The following is an 18,683-nucleotide window of genomic DNA, read 5'->3' as shown; positions in this document are numbered from 1 at the left end:
CCCTGGTGCCCGTGCCCGTGACCGGACCCCGACGACGCCGCTCCGCCCCGCCCGCCGCCCGCGAGGGACGCCCGGTCGTCCCGCCCCCGCCGCACCCCTCGGGGGTCCGGCCGCCGGACCTGCCGGCCGAGCTGGTCCCGCAGCACGTGGCGATCGTCATGGACGGCAACGGCCGCTGGGCCAACCAGCGGGGCTTGTCGCGCATCGAGGGGCACAAGATGGGGGAGGCGTCCCTGCTGGACGTCGTCGCCGGGGCCGTGGAGATCGGCGTGAGGCACGTCTCGGCCTACGCGTTCTCCACGGAGAACTGGCGGCGCAGCCCCGAGGAGGTCAGGTTCCTCATGGGGTTCAACCGCGACGTCATCCGCCGCCGCCGCGACGTCATGGACTCCTGGGGGGTCCGGGTCCGCTGGGCCGGTCGTCGTCCCCGCCTGTGGCGCAGCGTCATCAACGAGCTGGAGGCGGCCGAGGAGATGACGCGGGACAACACCGTCTGCACGCTGACGATGTGCGTGAACTACGGCGGGCGCGCCGAGATCGCCGACGCCGCCCGCGCCCTGGCCCGCGACGTCGCGGCCGGGGTCGTGAACCCCGACCGCGTCGACGAGCGGGCGTTCGCCCGCTACCTCGACGAACCCGACATGCCGGACGTGGACCTGTTCTGGCGGTCCTCGGGGGAGCAGCGGACGTCGGGGTTCCTGCCGTGGCAGTCGACGTACGCCGAGATGGTGTTCTCCGACGTGCTGTGGCCCGACGTGGACCGGCGGGCGTTGTGGGCGGCGATCGAGACGTACGCGACGCGCAACCGCCGCTACGGCGGCGCGGCCGACACCCCCGATCCCGCGGACGGGGCGGCGGTCACCCCGGGGGAGTGACCGCCGCCCGCGAGGGGCGGCTCAGCCGGTGTTGCGCATCCCCGCGGCGATCCCGTTGATCGTCAGCAGCAGCGCGCGGCGCAGGGCCGGGTCGACGTCCTCACCGCTGGCGCGCGAACGGGCCAGCAGCGAGACCTGCAGCGCGTGCAGCGGCGCGAGGTAGGCGTCGCGCAGTTCCAGGGTGCGGCGCAGGACGGGTGCGGACTCCAGGAGCTCGTCCTGGCCGGTCAGCCACAGCACCTGCTCCAGCGTCGTGGCGTGCTCGGCGCGGATCGTCTCGAAGGCGCTGCGGGCGTCGGCGTCGACGAGCTCCTCGACGTAATGCGCCGCGATCCCGAGGTCGGTCTTGGCCAGCGTCATCTGGACGTTGGAGATGAAGCTGCGGAAGAACGCCCAGTCGGTGACCATCGCGCGCAGGTCCTCGCCGTGGCCGGCCTCGCGGGCGGCCCGCAACCCGGACCCGACGCCGAACCAGCCGGGGACGTTGATGCGGCTCTGGGTCCAGCCGAACACCCACGGGATGGCGCGCAGGTCCTCCAGCCCGCCGGTCCCCCCGGGGCGCCGGGAGGGGCGGGAGCCGATGTTGAGGTTGCCCAGTTCCTCCACCGGGGTGGCGGACAGGAAGAACGGCACGAGGCCGGGGTCGCGCACCAGCGAGCGGTAGGCGCTCTGGCCCGCGGCGGCCACGACCGACATCGTCTCGTCCCAGCCGTCGAGCACCTCCCGCGGCTGCAACGGCGTGCGGTGCAACGTGGACGCCTCGAGCGCGGCCGACAGGGCGACCTCGAGGTTGTGCCGGGCCAGGCGGGGCTGGACGTACTTGTCGGAGATGACCTCGCCCTGCTCGGTGACCTTGATCGGCCCGTCGAGCGTGCCGTAGGGCTGGGCCAGGATCGCCTCGCCGGTGGGCCCGCCGCCGCGGCCGACGGAGCCGCCGCGGCCGTGGAACAGCCGCAGGGTCACCCCGTGGCGCAGGGCCACGTCGCGCAGCGCGCGCTGGGCGCGGTGGATCTGCCAGCGCGAGGCCGCGATGCCGGCGTCCTTGGAGGAGTCGGAGTAGCCGAGCATGATCTCCTGCACGTCCCCGCGGGCGGCGACGACGCGGCGGTAGGAGGGGTCCGACAGCAGCCCCTCCAGGAGTTCCTCGGCGTTCTCCAGCTCGGTGACCGTCTCGAACAGCGGGGCGAACCCGATGCGGGCCACGTCGTTCGCGCCCGGCGTCTCGGCCAGGTCCACGAGGCCGACCTCACGGGCCAGGACGACGACGGCGAAGATGTCGTCGATGCCCTTGGTCATGGAGACGATGTACGTCTCGATGACGTCGTCGCCGTAGCGCTCCAGCGCGGTGCGGATCGTGGAGAACAGCTGCAGGACCGTGGCCGGGGTGTCGGTGAGGGTCCGCGCGGCCGAGCCGATGAGCGGCCGGTGGCCCGTCAGCTCCTTGGACAGCAGTTTCGTGCGGGCCGTCCGGTCCAGGTCGGCGTAGGGCGTGATGAGTTCCCCGAGGCGGTCGTAGATCGCGGCCAGGGCGGTGTGGTGCTTGCCGGCGTCCTCGCGCACGTCGAGGGTGGCCAGGCCGAACCCGACGGCCCGGGCCACCCGCAGCAGGCGCGCGACGGCGCCGTCGGCGACGAGGTCGCCGTCGTTGGCGCGCAGCGAGTCCTGCAGCATCCGGATCTCGGCGGTGAACTCCTCGACCCCGGCGTAGTCCCGGCCCGGCACGTGCTCGGCGCCGCTGTGCAGGCGGGCGCGGGTGCCCTCCAGGCGGGCCAGGACGTAGGACAGCTTGAACCGGTAGGGCTCCTCGCCGTTGAGGTGGGCGCGGGCGGTGCGCACCTGCGGCAGGGCCTGCGCGTCGGCCTCCAGGGAGGCCAGCAGGTCCTCGGAGAACCCGACGATCTGGGTGGAGGCGGCCAGTTCGGTCATGAGGTCGCGGGTGGCGGCGGTCAGCACGTCCAGGGCGGCGTCGTGCTGCATGCCCAGGACCTCGGCCGTCACCTCGGGGGTGACGTTGGGGTTGCCGTCGCGGTCGCCGCCGACCCAGTTGCCGAAGCGCAGGGGCTGGGCGTCGGCGGGCAGGGCCAGGCCGAGCTCGTCGAGGCCGACGGCGAGGTCCTCCAGCAGGTCCGGCAGGACGGTGGAGGTGAGGTTGCGCAGGTGGTGCAGGGCCGAGCGCGCCTCGTCGGCGGGGCGGGGGCGCAGGACGCGCAGCTCGTCGGTCTGCCACAGCTCGTCGACGAGCTCGGCCAGGCGGCGCTGGCCGCGGCGGGCGTCGAGCGGGCGCTGGGAGGCGTCCTCGGAGGCCTCCACGATCGTCGTGATGCGCAGCAGCAGGTCCAGGACCGAGCGGCGGCTGGACTCGGTGGGGTGGGCGGTGAAGACCGGCCGCAGCTGCAGGCGCCCGAGGATGTCCTGGGCCGCGCCCCGGTCCAGGTCCCCCGAGCGCAGCGCCTCACCCAGTCGTTCCAGGGTGCCGTCCAGGCCGCCGGCGGAGGCGCGGGACAGCTCCAGGCCGCGGTGCAGCTGCTCGGAGGCGTTGGCGAGCTGGAAGTAGGCGGTGAACGCGCGGGCCAGGTTGATGGCGGTGGCGTCGTCGACGCCGGACAGCAGCTGGGCCAGCTCGGCCCCGTCGTCGGGGCGGCGGGCGAGCTGGCGGACCTGCTCGACGAGGTCGAGCAGCTCGCGCCCCTCGTGCCGGGTCAGGGACTCCCCGAGCAGTTCGCCCAGCTTGCGGACCGAGGCCCGCAACGCGGCGTGCCCCTCGTCGGAGGAGACCCCGTCGACCGTGAGCACGTCGTTCGACGCGCGGGTCGCTCCGGGCGTGCTCTGCCCGGGCGGGGTCTGCAGCTCCGGCTGCAGCCCTTCGTCCGTCGGTGCGCTCATGCGTCGCCTCGCCTCCCTGCCGGGTGCCCGGGGGTCGACGCTGACTCCGTGTGCACGTGCTGACTGCTTCTCGCGGAGCAGTCTTGCGTGTCGCCCCTCCGATGCGAAACCGAGGGGGGTCCCGGCAGGGAGCCGGGGCGGTGCGGGCCTCAGCTGCCGTTGGCGGCGGCCTTGAGCTTGGAGCCGGCGGTCAGCTTGGCGCCGTAGGAGGCGGCGATCTCCATGGTCTCGCCCGTGCGCGGGTTGCGGCCGGTGCGGGCGGCCCGCTCGACGCGCTCGACGGTCAGCAGGCCGGGGAGCTTGACGGGCTCGCCCTTGGCGACGGCCTCGACGAGCACGTCGCCCAGGGCGTTGATCACGGAGTCGGTGTCGGACTGGGTCAGACCGGCGCGCTGGGCGACGGCGGTGACGAGCTCGGAGCGGTTCACGGGTACTCCCGGGGATGTCGAGGACGGTGGTTGGCCCCCGACGTTACCGGGGGTCACCGCCGGTACCGGGCACGTGGGAGGGCGTGGGGCGCGTCGGGGCCTCTGGTAGCGTCCTCCACCTGAGAATGGATCTCAAGAAGGAGTGCCCGTGCCCCTGCCCGTGACCGTGCTGACGTCGATGGACCCCGTGCTGCGCGACAGCGCCACGGCCACCGCCCTGTGGGGCGGGCCCGGCACGGTGCTGCTGCGCTACGACCTGGCCCCCGGCCGGCTGCACCGCCTCGCCGCCGCCTTCGACCACGTGCTGGAGGACGTCGAGGTCCCGCTGGAGCACGCCTGCCTCGGCTGCGCCCTGCGCGAGGACGTCCTGCCCGCGGTGGCCGCCCTCGCCCGGGCCGGGCGGGTGCGGCACCTGGTGCTGGCCCTGCCCGTCGCCGCCGAACCCCTGGCCGTCCTGCAGGCCCTGACCCTGGGCACCGACGGCGGCGACGACCTCGCCGACCTGGTCACCGTCACCGGCGTGGTCGCCGTGACCCACGGTCCCGGCCTGCTGGAGGACCTCCTCGGCGACGAGCTCGTCGTCGACGCCGGTGGCGCGGAGACCGAGCGCGCCGTGGGGGAGGTGCTGGCCCACCAGCTCGACGAGGCCGACCTCGTCCTCGTCGACGGCGAGCTGCCCGCCCGCTCGGCCGTGCTGCTCGACCACGTCACCGCGCCCGGGTGCGTCGTGGCCGACCTGCTCGCCGCCGACGCCGCCGACGTCCTCGCCCCGCGTCGCCTCGCCACCCCCGGCCGGACCGCGGAACCGTTGCGCCGCAGCGACCTGCGCGCGGCGCGCCCGAGCGGGGCCGACGACCGGCTGGGGGTGTTCACCCTCGACCTGCGCACGACCGCGCCGCTGCACCCGGGCCGGCTGCTGGCCGAGATCGAGGCCGTCGGCGCGGGCCGGCTGCGGGCCCGGGGGTTCTTCTGGGTGCCCTCGCGCCCGGACGTGGTGTGCGCGTGGGACGGCGCCGGCGGGCAGCTCAGCATCGGCACGATCGGCACCTGGGACGCCCGCCGCGGCGAGCGCCCCCGCACCCGCCTCGTCGTCACCGGCGTCGACGAGGGCGACGCCGAGCGCGTCAGCGCCGCCTTCGAGCGGATCCTGGCCACCCCCGCCGAGAGCGCGGCCTGGACCGCGCCGCAGGACGGTCTGGAACCCTGGCTCGGGGACCGCTGAGGGGCGGGTCGGGCGGTGCGGGTCGGGTGCGGGTCGGGTGCGGGTCAGGACCGGGCGCTGCAGGCGGCGCAGACGCCGAAGACCTCCACGACGTGCTGCACGGCCGTGAAGCCGTGCTCGGCGCCGACCCGTTTCGCCCACGCCTCGACCTGCGGGCCCTCGACCTCGACCGTGGCCCCGCAGCGCCGGCACACGAGGTGGTGGTGGTGCCCGGTGCTGCAGCGGCGGTAGACGGCCTCGCCGCCGTCGTCGGTGCGCAGGACGTCCACGTCGCCGTCCTCGGCGAGCACCTGCAGAGCGCGGTAGACGGTGGCCAGGCCCACGTTCTCCCCGCGTTCGCGCAACCGCGCGTGCAGGTCCTGGGCCGACATGAACGCGTCCGTCTCGTCGAGGACCGCCGAGACGGCCGAGCGCTGCCTGGTGGACCGACGGGCCGGCACCGACACGGTTCCTCGCTCTCCTCGGGTCGGGCCCGGTCGCACCGCCGGGCCCGTCGGGTCAGCCTACGGCGGCCGGGCCACCGGGACCGAACGCTGCGGGCCCCGCGGCGCGGGTGCTCGCTCAGCGCGTAACCTCCCAGGGGTCCGCGCCCCGAGCGCGCGGACGCCGCCGACACCCAGCCGGACAGGAGACCCCAGCGTGGCCGCATCCCGCCTCGACGCCGTCATCAACCTCGCCAAGCGGCGGGGGTTCGTGTTCCCGTCGGGGGAGATCTACGGCGGTACCCGCTCGGCCTGGGACTACGGCCCCCTGGGCGTGGAGCTGAAGGAGAACATCAAGCGCCAGTGGTGGCGCCGGATGGTCACCACCCGCGAGGACGTCGTGGGCCTGGACTCCTCGGTCATCCTGCCCCGGCGCGTGTGGGAGGCCTCCGGTCACGTCGCCGTCTTCACCGACCCGCTCGTGGAGTCCCTGCAGACCCACAAGCGCTACCGCGCCGACCACCTGCTGGAGGCCTACGAGGCCAAGCACGGCCACCCGCCGGAGAACGGCCTGGCCGACGTGCCCGACCCCGACACCGGCGTGCGCGGGCAGTGGACCGAACCGCGCGACTTCTCCGGCCTCATGAAGACCTACCTCGGCGCCGTCGACAACGAGGAGGGCCTGCACTACCTGCGGCCCGAGACCGCGCAGGGCATCTTTGTGAACTTCGCCAACGTCATGGGCTCGGCGCGCAAGAAGCCGCCGTTCGGCATCGGCCAGATCGGCAAGAGCTTCCGCAACGAGATCACGCCGGGGAACTTCATCTTCCGCACGCGCGAGTTCGAGCAGATGGAGATGGAGTTCTTCGTCGAGCCCGGCACCGACGAGCAGTGGCACCAGTACTGGCTCGACGAGCGCATGTCCTGGTACACCGGCCTGGGCATCGACGCGGGCAACCTGCGGTTCTTCGAGCACCCGGCCGAGAAGCTGTCGCACTACTCCAAGCGGACCGTGGACATCGAGTACCGGTTCGGGTTCCAGGGCTCGGAGTGGGGCGAGCTGGAAGGCATCGCCAACCGCACCGACTACGACCTGAAGACCCACGCCGAGGAGTCCGGCGTCGACCTGTCGTACTTCGACCAGACCAAGGGCGAGCGCTGGGTGCCCTACGTCATCGAACCCGCCGCGGGCCTGACCCGCTCGCTCATGGCCTTCCTCGTCGACGCCTACACCGAGGACGAGGCCCCCAACACCAAGGGCGGCGTGGACAAGCGCACCGTGCTGCGCCTGGACCACCGGCTCGCCCCGGTCAAGGCGGCCGTGTTCCCCCTGTCGCGCAACGAGCAGCTCTCGCCCAAGGCCAAGGACCTGGCCGCGGAGCTGCGCACCCACTGGAACGTCGAGTTCGACGACGCCGGGGCCATCGGCCGCCGCTACCGCCGCCACGACGAGGTCGGCACGCCGTACTGCATCACCGTCGACTTCGACACCCTCGAGGACCAGGCCGTGACGATCCGCGAGCGCGACACCATGGCCCAGGAGCGCGTCGGCCTGTCCCAGGTGTCGCAGTGGCTGGGGGCCCGCCTCCTCGGGGCCTGACCCCCGGTGGGTCCCGTGGTGCCCACCGCACCGGCGACGTCCGGCCCGCTGAGCCAGCCGCTGGCGGCCGGGGCGGTCGCTTCGGTCACGGGGTTCGCCTCCTCGTTCGTGCTCGTCCTCGCCGGCCTCACGGCCGTCGGGGCGAGCCCGGCGCAGGCCGCGTCTGGTCTGCTGGCGCTGTGCCTGGCGCAGTGCGCCCTGGCCGCGCTGCTGTCCTGGCGCACGCGGCTGCCGCTGTCCTTCGTCTGGTCGACGCCGGGGGCCGCGCTGCTCGTGGCCGCCCAGGGGCGCACCGGCTCCCTCGACGCGGCCGTCGGCGCCTTCGGCCTGTGCGCGCTGCTCGTCGTCGTCACCGGCGCCTGGCCCGCGCTGGCCCGGCTCGTGCGCCGCGTGCCGACCCCCGTCGCCGGGGCGCTGCTGGCCGGGGTCCTGTTCCCGCTGTGCCTGGCGCCGGTCACCGCCGTGGGCCGGGTGCCCGCCCCGGCCCTGCTCGTCGTCCTCGTCTGGCTCGTGCTGCGGCGGTCCCGGCCGGCGCTGGCCGTGCCCGCCGCGATGCTCGTCGCGCTCGCGGCCACCGTCGCGGACCTGCCCGGGGGCGTCGCGCTGGACTGGGTGCCCCGGCTCACCCCCGTCCTGCCCGAGCTCGACCCGTTCGTGCTCGTCTCCCTCGGCGTGCCCCTGTACGTCGTGACGATGGCCGGGCAGAACATCCCGGGGTTCACGATCCTGGAGCAGCTCGGCTACCGGGACGTGCCCACCGGCCGGGTCCTCGTCGGCGCGGGCCTGGGCAGCGGGGCCGCCGCCCTCTTCGGCGGGCACACCGTCAACCTCTCGGCGCTCGCGGCCGGGATCATCGCCGGGCCCGGCGCCGACCGCGACCCCGGCCGGCGCTGGATCGCCGCCGTCGCCGGGGGAGCGGGCTACCTCGTCCTCGGGCTGCTGGCCGCACCCATCGCCGGGCTCGTCGGCAGCACCGACCCCGTGCTCGTCGAGGCCGTCGCGGGCCTGGCGCTGCTGGACTCCTTCGTCGGCGGGCTCGTCTCGGCCCTGGCCGACACCGCGCACCGGGTCACCGCCGGTGCGACGTTCGCCGTCGTGGCCTCGGGGCTGACGTTCGCCGGGATCGGCAGCGCGTTCTGGGGCCTGCTGGCCGGGCTGGTGGTGTTCGCGGTGCTGCGCCGGCCGGCGCCGCCGGGCCGGCACGCGACGTCCCGGAGCTGAGGCGGCAGGCCACGTCGGGCCGCCGGCGGGGTCCACAATGGGTGCGTGAGTGCACCCACGACGACCGCCGTCCGGCCGCTGAGGATCGGCCCCCTCGTCTCGGCGACCCCGGTCGTCCTGGCGCCGATGGCCGGCATCACCAACTCCGCCTACCGCCAGCTCTGCCGTGAGCAGGGCGAGGGCTTCTACGTCAGCGAGATGATCACCTCCCGCGCGCTCGTGGAGCGCACGCCGGAGACGATGCGGCTCATCTCCTTCACCCCGGCCGAGCGCCCGCGCAGCCTGCAGCTGTACGGGGTGGACCCGCTGACCGTCGCCAAGGCCGTTGAGATGATCGTGGCCGAGGACCTCGCCGACCACGTGGACCTGAACTTCGGCTGCCCCGTCCCGAAGGTCACGCGCAAGGGCGGCGGGTCGGCCCTGCCGTGGAAGGCGGACCTGTTCCGCCAGATCGTGCGCGGGGCGGTGACCGAAGCCTCCAGGGGCGGCATCCCGGTGACGGTGAAGATGCGCAAGGGCATCGACGACGACCACCTGACGTACCTGCAGGCCGGCCGCACGGCCGAGCAGGAGGGCGTGGCCGCCGTCGCCCTGCACGGGCGCACCGCCTCCCAGCACTACTCCGGGCACGCCGACTGGGACGCCATCGCCCGGCTGCGCGAGACCGTCACCTCCATCCCGGTCCTGGGCAACGGGGACGTCTGGAGCGCGGAGGACGCCCTCGACATGGTGCAGCGCACCGGGGTCGACGGGGTCGTGGTCGGACGCGGCTGCCTGGGGCGGCCCTGGTTGTTCGCCGACCTGGAGGCCGGGTTCGCCGGCCGCCCCGAGCGCGTGCGGCCCGGGCTGCGCCAGGTGACGCAGGTGCTGCGCCGGCACGCCAAGCTCCTCGTCGACTTCTACGGCGACGAGCTGCGCGGCTGCCGCGACATCCGCAAGCACATCTCCTGGTACTTCAAGGGGTACGCCGTCGGCGGGGACATGCGGGCCCGGCTCGGCCTGGTCGACACCCTGGAGGCGCTGGACGAGCTCATCGCCGACCTCGACCTGGACCAGCCCCACCCGGGGGCGGCCGCGGAGGGTTCGCGCGGCCGGGCCGGGTCGCCGCAGGCGCGGGTCGCGCTGCCCGAGGGGTGGCTGGAGTCCCAGGAGCTCACCGGCGCGGCCGCGGAGATGATCCGCCAGGCCGAGCTGTCGGTGTCTGGCGGATGAGCGGCTATGGACCGGCCGACGTCGAACGGTGGGCCACCGAGCCCCCGAAGACCCACGGCCGCAGCGCCTTCATGCGCGACCGGGCCCGCGTCCTGCACTCCTCGGCGCTGCGCCGCCTCGCGGCCAAGACGCAGGTCGTGGGCCCGGGCACCGACGACTTCGTCCGCAACCGGCTGACGCACTCCCTGGAGGTCGCCCAGGTCGGCCGCGAACTCGGGGCCGCCCTCGGGTGCGACCCCGACGTCGTGGACACCGCCTGCCTGGCCCACGACCTCGGGCACCCGCCGTTCGGGCACAACGGCGAACGCGCCCTGGCCGAGGCCGCCGCCGGCATCGGCGGGTTCGAGGGCAACGCCCAGACGCTGCGCATCCTCACCCGCCTGGAACCGAAGTCGGTCGCCGCGGACGGGTCCCCGGTCGGGCTGAACCTCACCCGGGCCAGCCTGGACGCGGCCACCAAGTACCCCTGGCTGCACGGCAAGGCCCCGCGGGCGACGTCGAAGTTCGGCGCCTACGCCGAGGATGCCGAGGTCTTCGCCTGGCTGCGCGGCGGGGAACCGGGGGCGCCGGAGAACCGCCCGTGCGTGGAGGCGCAGGTCATGGACTTCGCCGACGACGTGGCCTACTCGGTGCACGACGTCGAGGACGCCGTCGTGGCCGGGCACGTCCGCCTCGACTGGCTGGAGCAGGCCGAGATCCGGGCCCGGGTGGCCGCGCAGGTGCGGGACTGGTACCTGCCCGAGGCCTCCGACGACGCGGTGGACGCTGCGCTGCAACGGCTGTCCTCCTCCGGTTTCTGGGCCGGCGAACGACCCGGTGAGGTCTTCGGCGGGCGGCGCCACCTCGCGGCCCTGAAGGACATGACCTCCCAGCTCATCGGCCGGTTCGCGAACGCCGCCGAGCGCGCGACCCGCGAACGCCACGGGGACGGCCGCCTCACCCGGTACGCGGCCGACGTCGTGGTGCCGGCCGACACGACGCTGGAGGTCGCCGTCCTCAAGGGCGTCGCGGCCACGTTCGTCATGAGCGCGCAGGAACGCCAGCCGTTCTACGCCCGCCAGCGCGAACTTCTGCACGAACTGCTCGCCGCCCTCGTCGCGGGTGGGCCCGACGTGCTCGAACCCCCGTTCCGCGAGGACCACGCCCAGGCCGCCGACGACGCCGCGCGGTTGCGCGTCGTCGTCGACCAGGTCGCCTCCCTCACCGACGTCTCCGCCCTGGCCTGGCACGACAGGCTCACCGGGTCGCGCTGAGGGTCACTCGAACGGCAGGGGCGGCTGCGGGGGACGCAGGTCCCCGGCCGTGAGCGAGCCCACCAGCGGGGTGCGCCGGGGCGCGACCAGGAGGCACGTCACGCGGGCGTCGCGCCGGGACACCTCCGGTGAGGGGTAGAGCGAGGCGTAGGTGAACAGCGCCGGCCGCAGGCCGGCGGCGAGGGTGGTCACCGTCCGGGCGCACACGGCGTCGGCCGTCCAGCGCCGCACGTCGTCGGTGGGCACGCCGCCGGGGTCGGTGATCGCCACGACCTCGGCGTCGTGCCCCTCGGTGCACGGGGCCGGTCGCTGCTCGCGCAGGCAGGTGCCCACGGGCCAGGGCGGCGGGGAGTCCAGCTCCCGGGCCACGGGTGGGTTCATGATCGTCTCGGAGTCGCCGCGGTCGGTCGCGACGGCGTACGCGGCGACGCCGAGCCCGGCGGCGACCTGCACGGCGAGGGCGCCGCCGGCGCCGAGGGCGACCCAGGGGAGTCGTCTGGTCATGCCCGGGACGCTAGGCGGGCCGGCCGTTCCCGGGACGCGGCCGCGAGCCGGCTGTGGACGGCGGGGCCCTGTGGAGACCGGGACGGCACCAGGCCCCGACGGGCCGGCCTCAGCGCGAGCGGCGCCGCGAGGAGATGACCCCGGTGTCGAACCCGGCCAGGTGCAGCCCGCCGTGGAACCGGGCGTGCTCGATCTTCAGGCAGCGGTTCATCACGACGGTCACGCCGTGCTCGGCGCCGCGGCGGGCGACGGCCTCGTCGGCCAGGCCGAGCTGCATCCACAGCACGGGGGAGCCGACGGCGATGACGTCGTCGAGGACCGCGTCCAGCTCGCTGGGGCGGCGGAAGACGTCGACGAGGTCGGGGACGCCGGGCAGCTCCGCGAGCGAGGGGTAGGCCGGGCGGCCGAGGATCTCGGTCTCGTTCGGGTTGACGAACCACAGCTCGAAGTCGGAGTCGGCGAGCAGGTAGGTCTGGACGAAGTACGAGGCCCGCGACGGCTTGTTCGAGGCGCCCAGGACCGCGACGGTCTTCGTGCGGCGCAGGATCCGCAGCCGCTCCCCGGCCGAGGGCGCCGTCCACGTCGTGCTCGGGGCGTCCTTGGACCCCGTGGCCGCGGGCTGCTCCCGCAGGTTCTCCGGGGCCGCGACGGTCCCGACGTCGGAGGGGCTGCCCGAGCTGGTCTGCGGATCGGTCACGAGTTCCCCTTCACGGCCGCGGCGAGGGCCTGGTCGAGGTCCCACAGGACGTCCTCGACGTCCTCCAGGCCCACGCTGATGCGGATGAGGTCGGCGGGCACCCCCGCCGCCTGGAGCTGGTCGGCGGACAACTGCTGGTGCGTGGTGGACGCCGGGTGCAGCACGAGCGTGCGGGCGTCGCCGATGTTCGCCAGGTGCGAGCACAGCTGCACGCTGTCGATGAACCGTTCCCCCGCAGCGCGTCCGCCGGCGACGCCGAAGGAGAACACCGCCCCGGGACCCTCGGGCAGGTACCGCTGGGCGAGGGCGTGGTGGGAGTGCGAGGGCAGCCCGGAGTACCGCACCCACGACACCCGGTCGTCGGCCTCGAGCCAGGCCGCGACGCGCTGGGCGTTGGCGACGTGCTCGCGCATCCGCTGCGGCAGCGTCTCGACGCCCAGGAGCAGCAGGAACGCCGAGTGCGGCGAGAGGGTCGCGCCGATGTCGCGCAGCTGCTCGCTGCGCAGCTTGGTGAGGAACCCGTACTCGGCGAAGTTCCCCCACCACGACAGGCCGCCGTAGGAGGCGACGGGCTCGGTCATGGCGGGGAACTTCCCGTTGTCCCACGGGAACGTGCCGGCGTCGACGACGACCCCACCCAGCGTCGTGCCGTGGCCACCGAGGAACTTCGTGGCCGAGTGGATGACGATGTCGGCGCCGTGCTCGATCGGCCGGCACAGGTACGGCGTCGCGGTGGTGGCGTCGACGACCAGCGGGATGCCCGCCTCGTGCGCGACGTCGGCCAGGGCGCGGACGTCGGCCACGACCGTGGACGGGTTCGCGACGAGCTCGGTGAAGACGAACCGGGTCGTGTCGGTGATCGCCGCCCGCACCGCCTCCGGGGTCGGGTCGACGAACACGGTGTCGACGCCGAAGCGGCGCAGCGTCACGTCGAGCTGGGTGACGGTGCCGCCGTAGAGGTTGTTGGAGGCGACGACGTGGTCGCCGGCTCCGGCCAGGGCCGCGAACGTCAGGAACTCCGCGGACTGCCCGCTGGCGCAGGCCAGCGCGCCCAGGCCGCCCTCCAGGGAGGCGATGCGCTCCTCGAAGGCGGCCACCGTCGGGTTGGAGATGCGCGAGTAGATGTTGCCGTACTTCTGCAGCGCGAAGAGGTTCGCGGCGTCGGCGGCGTCCTCGAAGACGAAGCTCGTCGTCTGGAAGATCGGGACGGCCCGGGCCCCGGTGGTGGGCTCGGGGACGGCGCCCGCGTGCACGGCGCGGGTGCGGAAGCCCCAGGTGCGGTCGTCGCCGCTGCTCTGCTCGCTGCTCACGGGGCGATCCTGCCACCCGCCGCCCGCCGGGGGCGCCGGCACCGGCGCCTACACTCCACCCGTGGCCGGGCGCATCCATCCAGACGACCTCCAGGCCGTCAAGGAGCGCGTCCGCCTCGACGAGGTCGTGGGCGAGCAGGTGACGCTGCGCTCGGGGGGCGTGGGGTCCTTCAAGGGCCTGTGCCCCTTCCATGACGAGCGCACCCCGAGCTTCACCGTCCGCCCCGTCACGGGCCGCTGGCGCTGCTTCGGCTGCGGGGAGTCCGGGGACGCCATCGAGTTCGTCATGAGGATCGACGGCCTCGGGTTCGCCGACGCCGTCGAGCGCCTGGCCCAGCGCGCCGGGATCCAGCTGCGCTACGTCGACGACGGCGGCCGGACCGCCCAGCGTCCCGCCGGCAACGCCGGCCAGCGCCAGCGCCTGCTGCGGATGCACGAGGTGGCCGAGGAGTTCTACGCGCGTCAGCTCGAGGCGCCCGGGCCGGCCGAGACCGCGCGGCAGTTCCTCGCCGAGCGGGGTTTCAGCCGCGAGGACGCCGCCCGCTTCGGCGTCGGGTTCGCGCCCAACACCGGGGATGCGCTGCTGCGTCAGCTGCGCGCCAAGGGGTTCGGCGAGGACGACCTCGTCGCCTCCGGGCTGGCGGGGCAGAGCCAGCGCGGGCTGTACGACCGGTTCCGCGGCCGCCTCGTCTGGCCGATCCGCGACGTCAGCGGGCACACCGTCGCCTTCGGGGCGCGGCGCCTGTTCGACGACGACCGCATCGAGGCGAAGTACCTCAACTCGCCCGAGACGCCCGTCTACAAGAAGTCCCAGGCCCTCTACGGCCTGGACCTGGCCAAGCGGGAGATCTCCCGCACCAAGCGCGTCGTCGTCGTCGAGGGCTACACCGACGTCATGGCCTGCCACCTCGCGGGCGTGGGCACGGCCGTCGCCACCTGCGGGACGGCCTTCGGCGAGGAGCACGCCCGGATCGTGCAGCGGATGCTCGGCGGGGCCGACGTGGCCGCCGAGGTGGTCTTCACCTTCGACGGGGACGCGGCCGGGCAGAAGGCCGCGATGAAGGCCTACGAGCTCGACCAGCGCTTCAGCGCGCAGACGTACGTCGCGGTCGCCCCTGGCGGTCAGGACCCGTGCGAGCTGCGCCTGTCCGCCGGGGACGAGGCCGTGCGCCAGCTCGTCGAGGGGCGGGTGCCGCTGTTCGAGTTCGCCATCCGCTCCACCATCGAGCGCTACGACCTCGATTCCGAGAGCGGCCGGCTCGCCGCCCTGGACGCCGCCGCGCCGATCATCGGCGCGATCCGCGACCGCGGGCTGCAGCAGCGGTACGCCATCAACCTCGACCGCTGGACGGGGTTCCTCGACGAGCGGTTCGTCCTGGACCGCGTGCGGCGCCACTCCGGCGGGTCCGGGCCGGGTGGGGCCCGGTCCCAGGCCGCGCCGCCGCCCCCGCGCCCCGCGGTCGACCTCAACGACCCCGTCGCCCAGCTGGAGCGGCGCGTGCTGTCGTGCGCGCTGCAGGCGCCGTGGTCGGTGGCCGAGGTCTTCGACGCCCTCGAGGCGGACGCCTTCGGGGCACCCGGCCACCGCGCCGTGCACGACGCGATCGTCGCCGCCGGGGGGCCCGTCGAGGCGCCGCAGGGCCCGGCCTGGCTGGCGCGGGTGCTCGACTACGCCGACGGGCCCGTGGCCGCCCTGGTCGACGAGCTCGCCGCCGCCGACCTGCCCGTCTCCAGCGAGGAGGAGCTCGAACGCTGGGGCCGTTCCCTCGTGGCCGCTCTCGCCGGCCAGGCCGCCACGCGCGCCGTGGCCGACGCGCGGCGCACCCTCATGCGCCTGGACCCGGCGGCCCAGGCCGAGGAGTACCAGGCCGCCTCGGCCGAGCTGTTCCGGCTGGAGCAGGCCCGCCGGACGTGGCAGGAACGGGCCCAGGGCGGGGCCTGACCCGTGACCGCGCGTGCACGGGGACGCCTGATGGGCTGGTACGGTGGGAGAGTCGTCACGGCGGGTCCACCGCACGGACGTGGAGTGGTCCCGCATAGCTCAATTGGCAGAGCAGCCGGCTGTTAACCGGCAGGTTGTTGGTTCGAGTCCAACTGCGGGAGCTTCCGACGAGAGGGCGCACCGGTTCCGGTGCGCCCTCTCGTGCGTGCGGGGCTGCGCGCCCACCGACGCTGTGGAACGGACTCCCGTTTCGCCGAGCGGTGCCAGCGAGCCCGACCCACGATGAGCACGTGCTCCTGCGACTGCCCGGCACCTACCCCGCCCAGGGGGACACCAGGCTCCTGACCCGCACCCTGGTCGAGCTCGACCTGGCCGGCGGGCGGGACGTCCTCGACGTCTGCACCGGCGGTGGAGCCCTCGCCCTCGCGGCGGCGCGGGCCGGTGCCCGCCGCGTCACGGCTATCGACCTGTCCATGCGCTCGGTGCTCACCGCCCGCGCGAACGCGGTCCTGGCCGGGGTGACGGTCGACGTCCGCCGCGGGGACCTGTTCGCCCCCGTCCGCGGCCGCCGCTTCGACCTCGTCGTGGCGAACCCGCCCTACGTGCCGGCCGCGACCGACCGCCTGCCCCGGCACCGCCCCGGGCGGTCCTGGGACGGGGGGACCGACGGCCGCGCCGTGCTCGACCGCATCTGCGACGACGTCCACCGGGTGCTGGCTCCCGGGGGGCACCTGCTGCTGACCCAGTCCGTCCTCGCCGACGCCGAGCGCACCGTCGAGCGCGTCACGGCGGCGGGCCTGCGGGCGCAGGTCGTGGCTCGGGCGCCCGAGCCGTTCGGGCCGGTGATGCGCCGCCGCGCCGAGCTCCTGCGCGCCCGCGGCCTGCTGCGGCCGGGCCAGGACCACGAGGAGCTCGTCGTCATCCGCGCCGAACTCCCCGCCGCCGTGGAGGCACCCCGTGTCGCCTGACGCGGGCGACGCGGCGCAGCGCGTCGTCCTCACCGGCGACGGTCCCCTCCTGCTGGAGGGTCCCGTCGAGGTCGAGCTGCCCGACGGGACCACGGCGCGGTCCGAACGGCCCGTCGTCGCCCTGTGCGTGTGCCGGCGCAGTGCCATCCACCCCTGGTGCGACACCAGCCACCGCCGTCGCGCCCGCAGGAAACCACCGGAGGAGAACGCGTGAGCACCACCTCGACCGAACCCGTTCGCACGCGCCCTGCCCTGCCGCCCTCGCGGGGGCCGGTCAGCGCAGCCGTCCGGGCCCGGCTGCGCGGGCAGGAGGTGCCGGCGGTCGACGTCGGTGGCGCCGACCCGTGGGGCGATGACCTGCAGCTCGCCCTGTACCTCTGCTACGAACTGCACTACCGGGGTTTCGCCGACGTCGACGACGACCTGGAGTGGGACCCGGCGCTCCTCGCGCTGCGCGGGGAGCTGGAGCGGTCCTTCTGCGCCGCAGTCCGATCCGTCGTCGCCGGTGGGGACGACCTCGACGGGGAGATCGCGGCCCTGCTCGTCGCGAGCGACGGCGAGGGCGGGACCTCGCACGCCCTGCGCGAACGCGGGACCCTGGAGCAGTTCCGCGAGTACATCGCGCTGCGCTCGGTGTACCACCTCAAGGAGGCCGACCCGCAGGCGTGGGTGATCCCCCGGCTGGAGGGCGCGGCCAAGGCCGCCCTCGTCACGGTTGAGCACGACGAGTACGGCGCGGGCCGCGGGGACCGCATGCACTCGGGGTTGTTCGCCGCCATGATGCGCGAACTCGGCCTCAGCGACGCCTACGGGGACTTCCTCGACGTCGCCCCCGCCGAGGTCCTCGCCGAGGTGAACCTCATGTCGATGTTCGGTCTGCACCGCAGCCTGCGCGGCGCGCTCGTGGGGCAGTTCGCCGTCGTGGAACTCACCTCGTCCCCGGGGTCGCAGCGCCTCGTCGACGCGGCCCGCCGGCTCGGCTGCGGCCCGGCGACCGAGCGCTTCTACGCCGAGCACGTCGAGGCCGACGCCGTGCACGAGCAGGTCGTGCGGCACGGCATCATCGCCCCGCTCGTCGCCTCCGACCCCGCTCTGGCCGCCGACGTCGTGTTCGGCATCCAGGCCGCGGTCGCGCTCGACGAGCGGCTGGGGCGGCACGTCCTGGGGGCGTGGGAGCAGGGGCGGTCGGCGCTGCTCGGCGGGTGAGGGCGGCGCCCCGCCTCGGATATCCTCACCGGGCGGCTCGCGGGCCGCGCGGGGCGGTAGCTCAGTCGGTCAGAGCAGGGAACTCATAACTTCATCACCCCGGGTCCTGGACCTGGGAGGACGTTTCGGCTCTCGTTCTGAGACAGCGAATCTGGCTACATCCGCGACACTCCAAGACACGGTGTGGCACCCCATCCCACCGAACAGGGACCGAACACGGACCGAACGAGGCGGCAGCCCGAAAGCCGACAGAAGCCCCGAGCCTCCATGGGCTCGGGGCTCTTCTGCATCCAGGAGTCAGAAGACGCGGGGCTGTCCAAGTGCAGAGGGGTAGCCGATACAGGGTCGATGTAAGAGCCTCCGGACGCGGAAGAGTCCTGGACCTGCTGGTAGGTGATCAAGTCTGCGGTGTCCGTCAACGTCCTCCTGGTGCCAGTAGGAGTCAGCGTCCTGACGCCTGGGCCGGACGGCTCGTGAAGGGGGCTGACATGGCTCCTGGGCTGGACTGTTACAGCCAGGCAAGCGGGCCTGTACAATCTTGTGGGCTGCCAACAGACGGTCAAGGTGTGTGTATAGACCCTAGCGATCCATGCAGCCCATAGGGGTGCCCGCAGCCTTCGACCCAGGGATGCTTAATCCGGCACCCGCCCCACCTCACCTACAGTCAGGCCGGGATTTTTCTCCCGGTTGTGTCGCCGGCCGCCTAGTCCCACCAGAGGCCGACGACATGCCCCGGTGCGGGGGAGTCCAGCAGTTGGACCGCGGGTCCCTCCCAGGCCGGATCGGTCGCCTCCCAGCCGCTCCAGATGCGCCCTGGAGCGTTCCCGGTTTCGTGGACACGGGATTAAGCTGCAAGTTGCGCGATCTCGTCTAGATGCCGATACCCTAACTCAAACTCCCGCGGCGTCAAGTATCCCAGCGCCGAATGACGTCGGACCGT

Annotated in this window: 16 protein-coding genes and 1 tRNA gene; 11 read left to right on the top strand and 6 right to left on the bottom strand. The window is 74.2% G+C overall.

Annotated elements, in window-relative coordinates:
- Positions 1 to 17: 17 nt before the first annotated feature.
- Complete coding sequence (locus tag AB2L27_RS05270) at positions 18 to 875, top strand: isoprenyl transferase (protein ID WP_370440592.1); 858 nt, start codon at positions 18 to 20, stop codon at positions 873 to 875.
- A gap of 21 nt (positions 876 to 896) precedes the next feature.
- On the opposite strand, the gene ppc is transcribed toward AB2L27_RS05270, so the two are convergent.
- Together ppc and AB2L27_RS05260 are read right to left on the bottom strand one after the other, a co-directional pair.
- Positions 897 to 3,758 (bottom strand): phosphoenolpyruvate carboxylase, encoded by a 2,862-nt coding sequence (gene ppc, locus AB2L27_RS05265; protein WP_370440430.1) that lies wholly within the window; start codon positions 3,756 to 3,758, stop codon positions 897 to 899.
- 149 nt (positions 3,759 to 3,907) lie between these two features.
- On the bottom strand, positions 3,908 to 4,186 hold the full coding sequence (locus tag AB2L27_RS05260; protein ID WP_370440429.1) for an HU family DNA-binding protein: 279 nt from the start codon (positions 4,184 to 4,186) through the stop codon (positions 3,908 to 3,910).
- A 148-nt stretch (positions 4,187 to 4,334) separates the two neighbouring features.
- Here AB2L27_RS05260 and AB2L27_RS05255 point away from each other — a divergent pair, with 148 nt between their 5' ends.
- Positions 4,335 to 5,408, top strand: coding sequence for a GTP-binding protein (locus tag AB2L27_RS05255; RefSeq protein WP_370440428.1), 1,074 nt, complete (start codon positions 4,335 to 4,337; stop codon positions 5,406 to 5,408).
- Positions 5,409 to 5,452: 44 nt separating this feature from the next.
- On the opposite strand, the gene AB2L27_RS05250 is transcribed toward AB2L27_RS05255, so the two are convergent.
- Positions 5,453 to 5,854, bottom strand: a complete 402-nt coding sequence (locus tag AB2L27_RS05250; protein ID WP_370440427.1) for a Fur family transcriptional regulator — start codon at positions 5,852 to 5,854, stop codon at positions 5,453 to 5,455.
- A gap of 193 nt (positions 5,855 to 6,047) precedes the next feature.
- Here AB2L27_RS05250 and AB2L27_RS05245 point away from each other — a divergent pair, with 193 nt between their 5' ends.
- Genes AB2L27_RS05245 through AB2L27_RS05230 form a run of 4 tightly spaced genes read left to right on the top strand, consistent with a single transcriptional unit; the run spans position 6,048 to position 11,116 of the window.
- Positions 6,048 to 7,430, top strand: coding sequence for a glycine--tRNA ligase (locus AB2L27_RS05245; protein ID WP_370440426.1), 1,383 nt, complete (start codon positions 6,048 to 6,050; stop codon positions 7,428 to 7,430).
- 18 nt (positions 7,431 to 7,448) lie between these two features.
- The gene (locus AB2L27_RS05240; RefSeq protein ID WP_370440425.1) at positions 7,449 to 8,651 is read left to right on the top strand and encodes a benzoate/H(+) symporter BenE family transporter; all 1,203 of its coding nucleotides are present in this window, start codon (positions 7,449 to 7,451) and stop codon (positions 8,649 to 8,651) included.
- A 45-nt stretch (positions 8,652 to 8,696) separates the two neighbouring features.
- The gene (gene dusB, locus AB2L27_RS05235; RefSeq protein WP_370440424.1) at positions 8,697 to 9,863 is read left to right on the top strand and encodes a tRNA dihydrouridine synthase DusB; all 1,167 of its coding nucleotides are present in this window, start codon (positions 8,697 to 8,699) and stop codon (positions 9,861 to 9,863) included.
- The gene (locus AB2L27_RS05230; protein ID WP_370440423.1) at positions 9,860 to 11,116 is read left to right on the top strand and encodes a deoxyguanosinetriphosphate triphosphohydrolase; all 1,257 of its coding nucleotides are present in this window, start codon (positions 9,860 to 9,862) and stop codon (positions 11,114 to 11,116) included. Before dusB ends, AB2L27_RS05230 begins: the two co-directional genes overlap by 4 nt.
- Positions 11,117 to 11,119: 3 nt before the next feature.
- Here the strand turns inward: AB2L27_RS05230 and AB2L27_RS05225 are convergent, their stop codons facing one another.
- The 3 genes from AB2L27_RS05225 to AB2L27_RS05215 form a co-directional block, all read right to left on the bottom strand.
- Positions 11,120 to 11,620 (bottom strand): hypothetical protein, encoded by a 501-nt coding sequence (locus tag AB2L27_RS05225; RefSeq protein WP_370440422.1) that lies wholly within the window; start codon positions 11,618 to 11,620, stop codon positions 11,120 to 11,122.
- Between the two features lie 109 nt (positions 11,621 to 11,729).
- Positions 11,730 to 12,251, bottom strand: a complete 522-nt coding sequence (locus tag AB2L27_RS05220; RefSeq protein ID WP_370440591.1) for a CoA-binding protein — start codon at positions 12,249 to 12,251, stop codon at positions 11,730 to 11,732.
- A gap of 62 nt (positions 12,252 to 12,313) precedes the next feature.
- Complete coding sequence (locus AB2L27_RS05215; RefSeq protein ID WP_370440421.1) at positions 12,314 to 13,627, bottom strand: O-acetylhomoserine aminocarboxypropyltransferase/cysteine synthase family protein; 1,314 nt, start codon at positions 13,625 to 13,627, stop codon at positions 12,314 to 12,316.
- Positions 13,628 to 13,688: 61 nt separating this feature from the next.
- Between AB2L27_RS05215 and dnaG the strand changes: the two genes are divergently transcribed.
- From dnaG to AB2L27_RS05190, 5 genes are all read left to right on the top strand, one after another.
- A complete protein-coding gene (gene dnaG / locus AB2L27_RS05210) occupies positions 13,689 to 15,569 on the top strand; it encodes a DNA primase (RefSeq protein ID WP_370440420.1) in 1,881 nt (626 codons plus the stop codon).
- Positions 15,570 to 15,657: 88 nt separating this feature from the next.
- Positions 15,658 to 15,730, top strand: a tRNA-Asn gene (locus tag AB2L27_RS05205).
- Positions 15,731 to 15,859: 129 nt separating this feature from the next.
- Positions 15,860 to 16,537 carry a HemK2/MTQ2 family protein methyltransferase gene (locus AB2L27_RS05200; protein ID WP_370440419.1) on the top strand — a complete coding sequence of 226 codons (678 nt, stop codon included), beginning with the start codon at positions 15,860 to 15,862 and terminating at the stop codon, positions 16,535 to 16,537.
- Positions 16,527 to 16,751, top strand: a complete 225-nt coding sequence (locus AB2L27_RS05195; RefSeq protein ID WP_370440418.1) for a CDGSH iron-sulfur domain-containing protein — start codon at positions 16,527 to 16,529, stop codon at positions 16,749 to 16,751. The genes AB2L27_RS05200 and AB2L27_RS05195 overlap by 11 nt, the downstream gene beginning before the upstream one ends.
- On the top strand, positions 16,748 to 17,743 hold the full coding sequence (locus tag AB2L27_RS05190) for an iron-containing redox enzyme family protein (protein WP_370440417.1): 996 nt from the start codon (positions 16,748 to 16,750) through the stop codon (positions 17,741 to 17,743). Before AB2L27_RS05195 ends, AB2L27_RS05190 begins: the two co-directional genes overlap by 4 nt.
- Positions 17,744 to 18,683: the final 940 nt, after the last annotated feature.

It is taken from the genome of Kineococcus halophytocola (assembly GCF_041276425.1).
GTDB classification, from domain to species: domain Bacteria; phylum Actinomycetota; class Actinomycetes; order Actinomycetales; family Kineococcaceae; genus Kineococcus; species Kineococcus halophytocola.
Note: the sequence above shows the minus strand (reverse complement) of the source record. Positions and strands in the feature narration are given on the sequence as shown.

Excerpts from the sequence above, each read along its gene's own strand:
- ppc (WP_370440430.1), bottom strand. The coding sequence starts at position 3,758 with ATGAGCGCACCGACGGACGAAGGGCTGCAGCCGGAGCTGCAGACCCCG.
- AB2L27_RS05225 (WP_370440422.1), bottom strand. The coding sequence starts at position 11,620 with ATGACCAGACGACTCCCCTGGGTCGCCCTCGGCGCCGGCGGCGCCCTC.
- AB2L27_RS05230 (WP_370440423.1), top strand. The coding sequence starts at position 9,860 with ATGAGCGGCTATGGACCGGCCGACGTCGAACGGTGGGCCACCGAGCCC.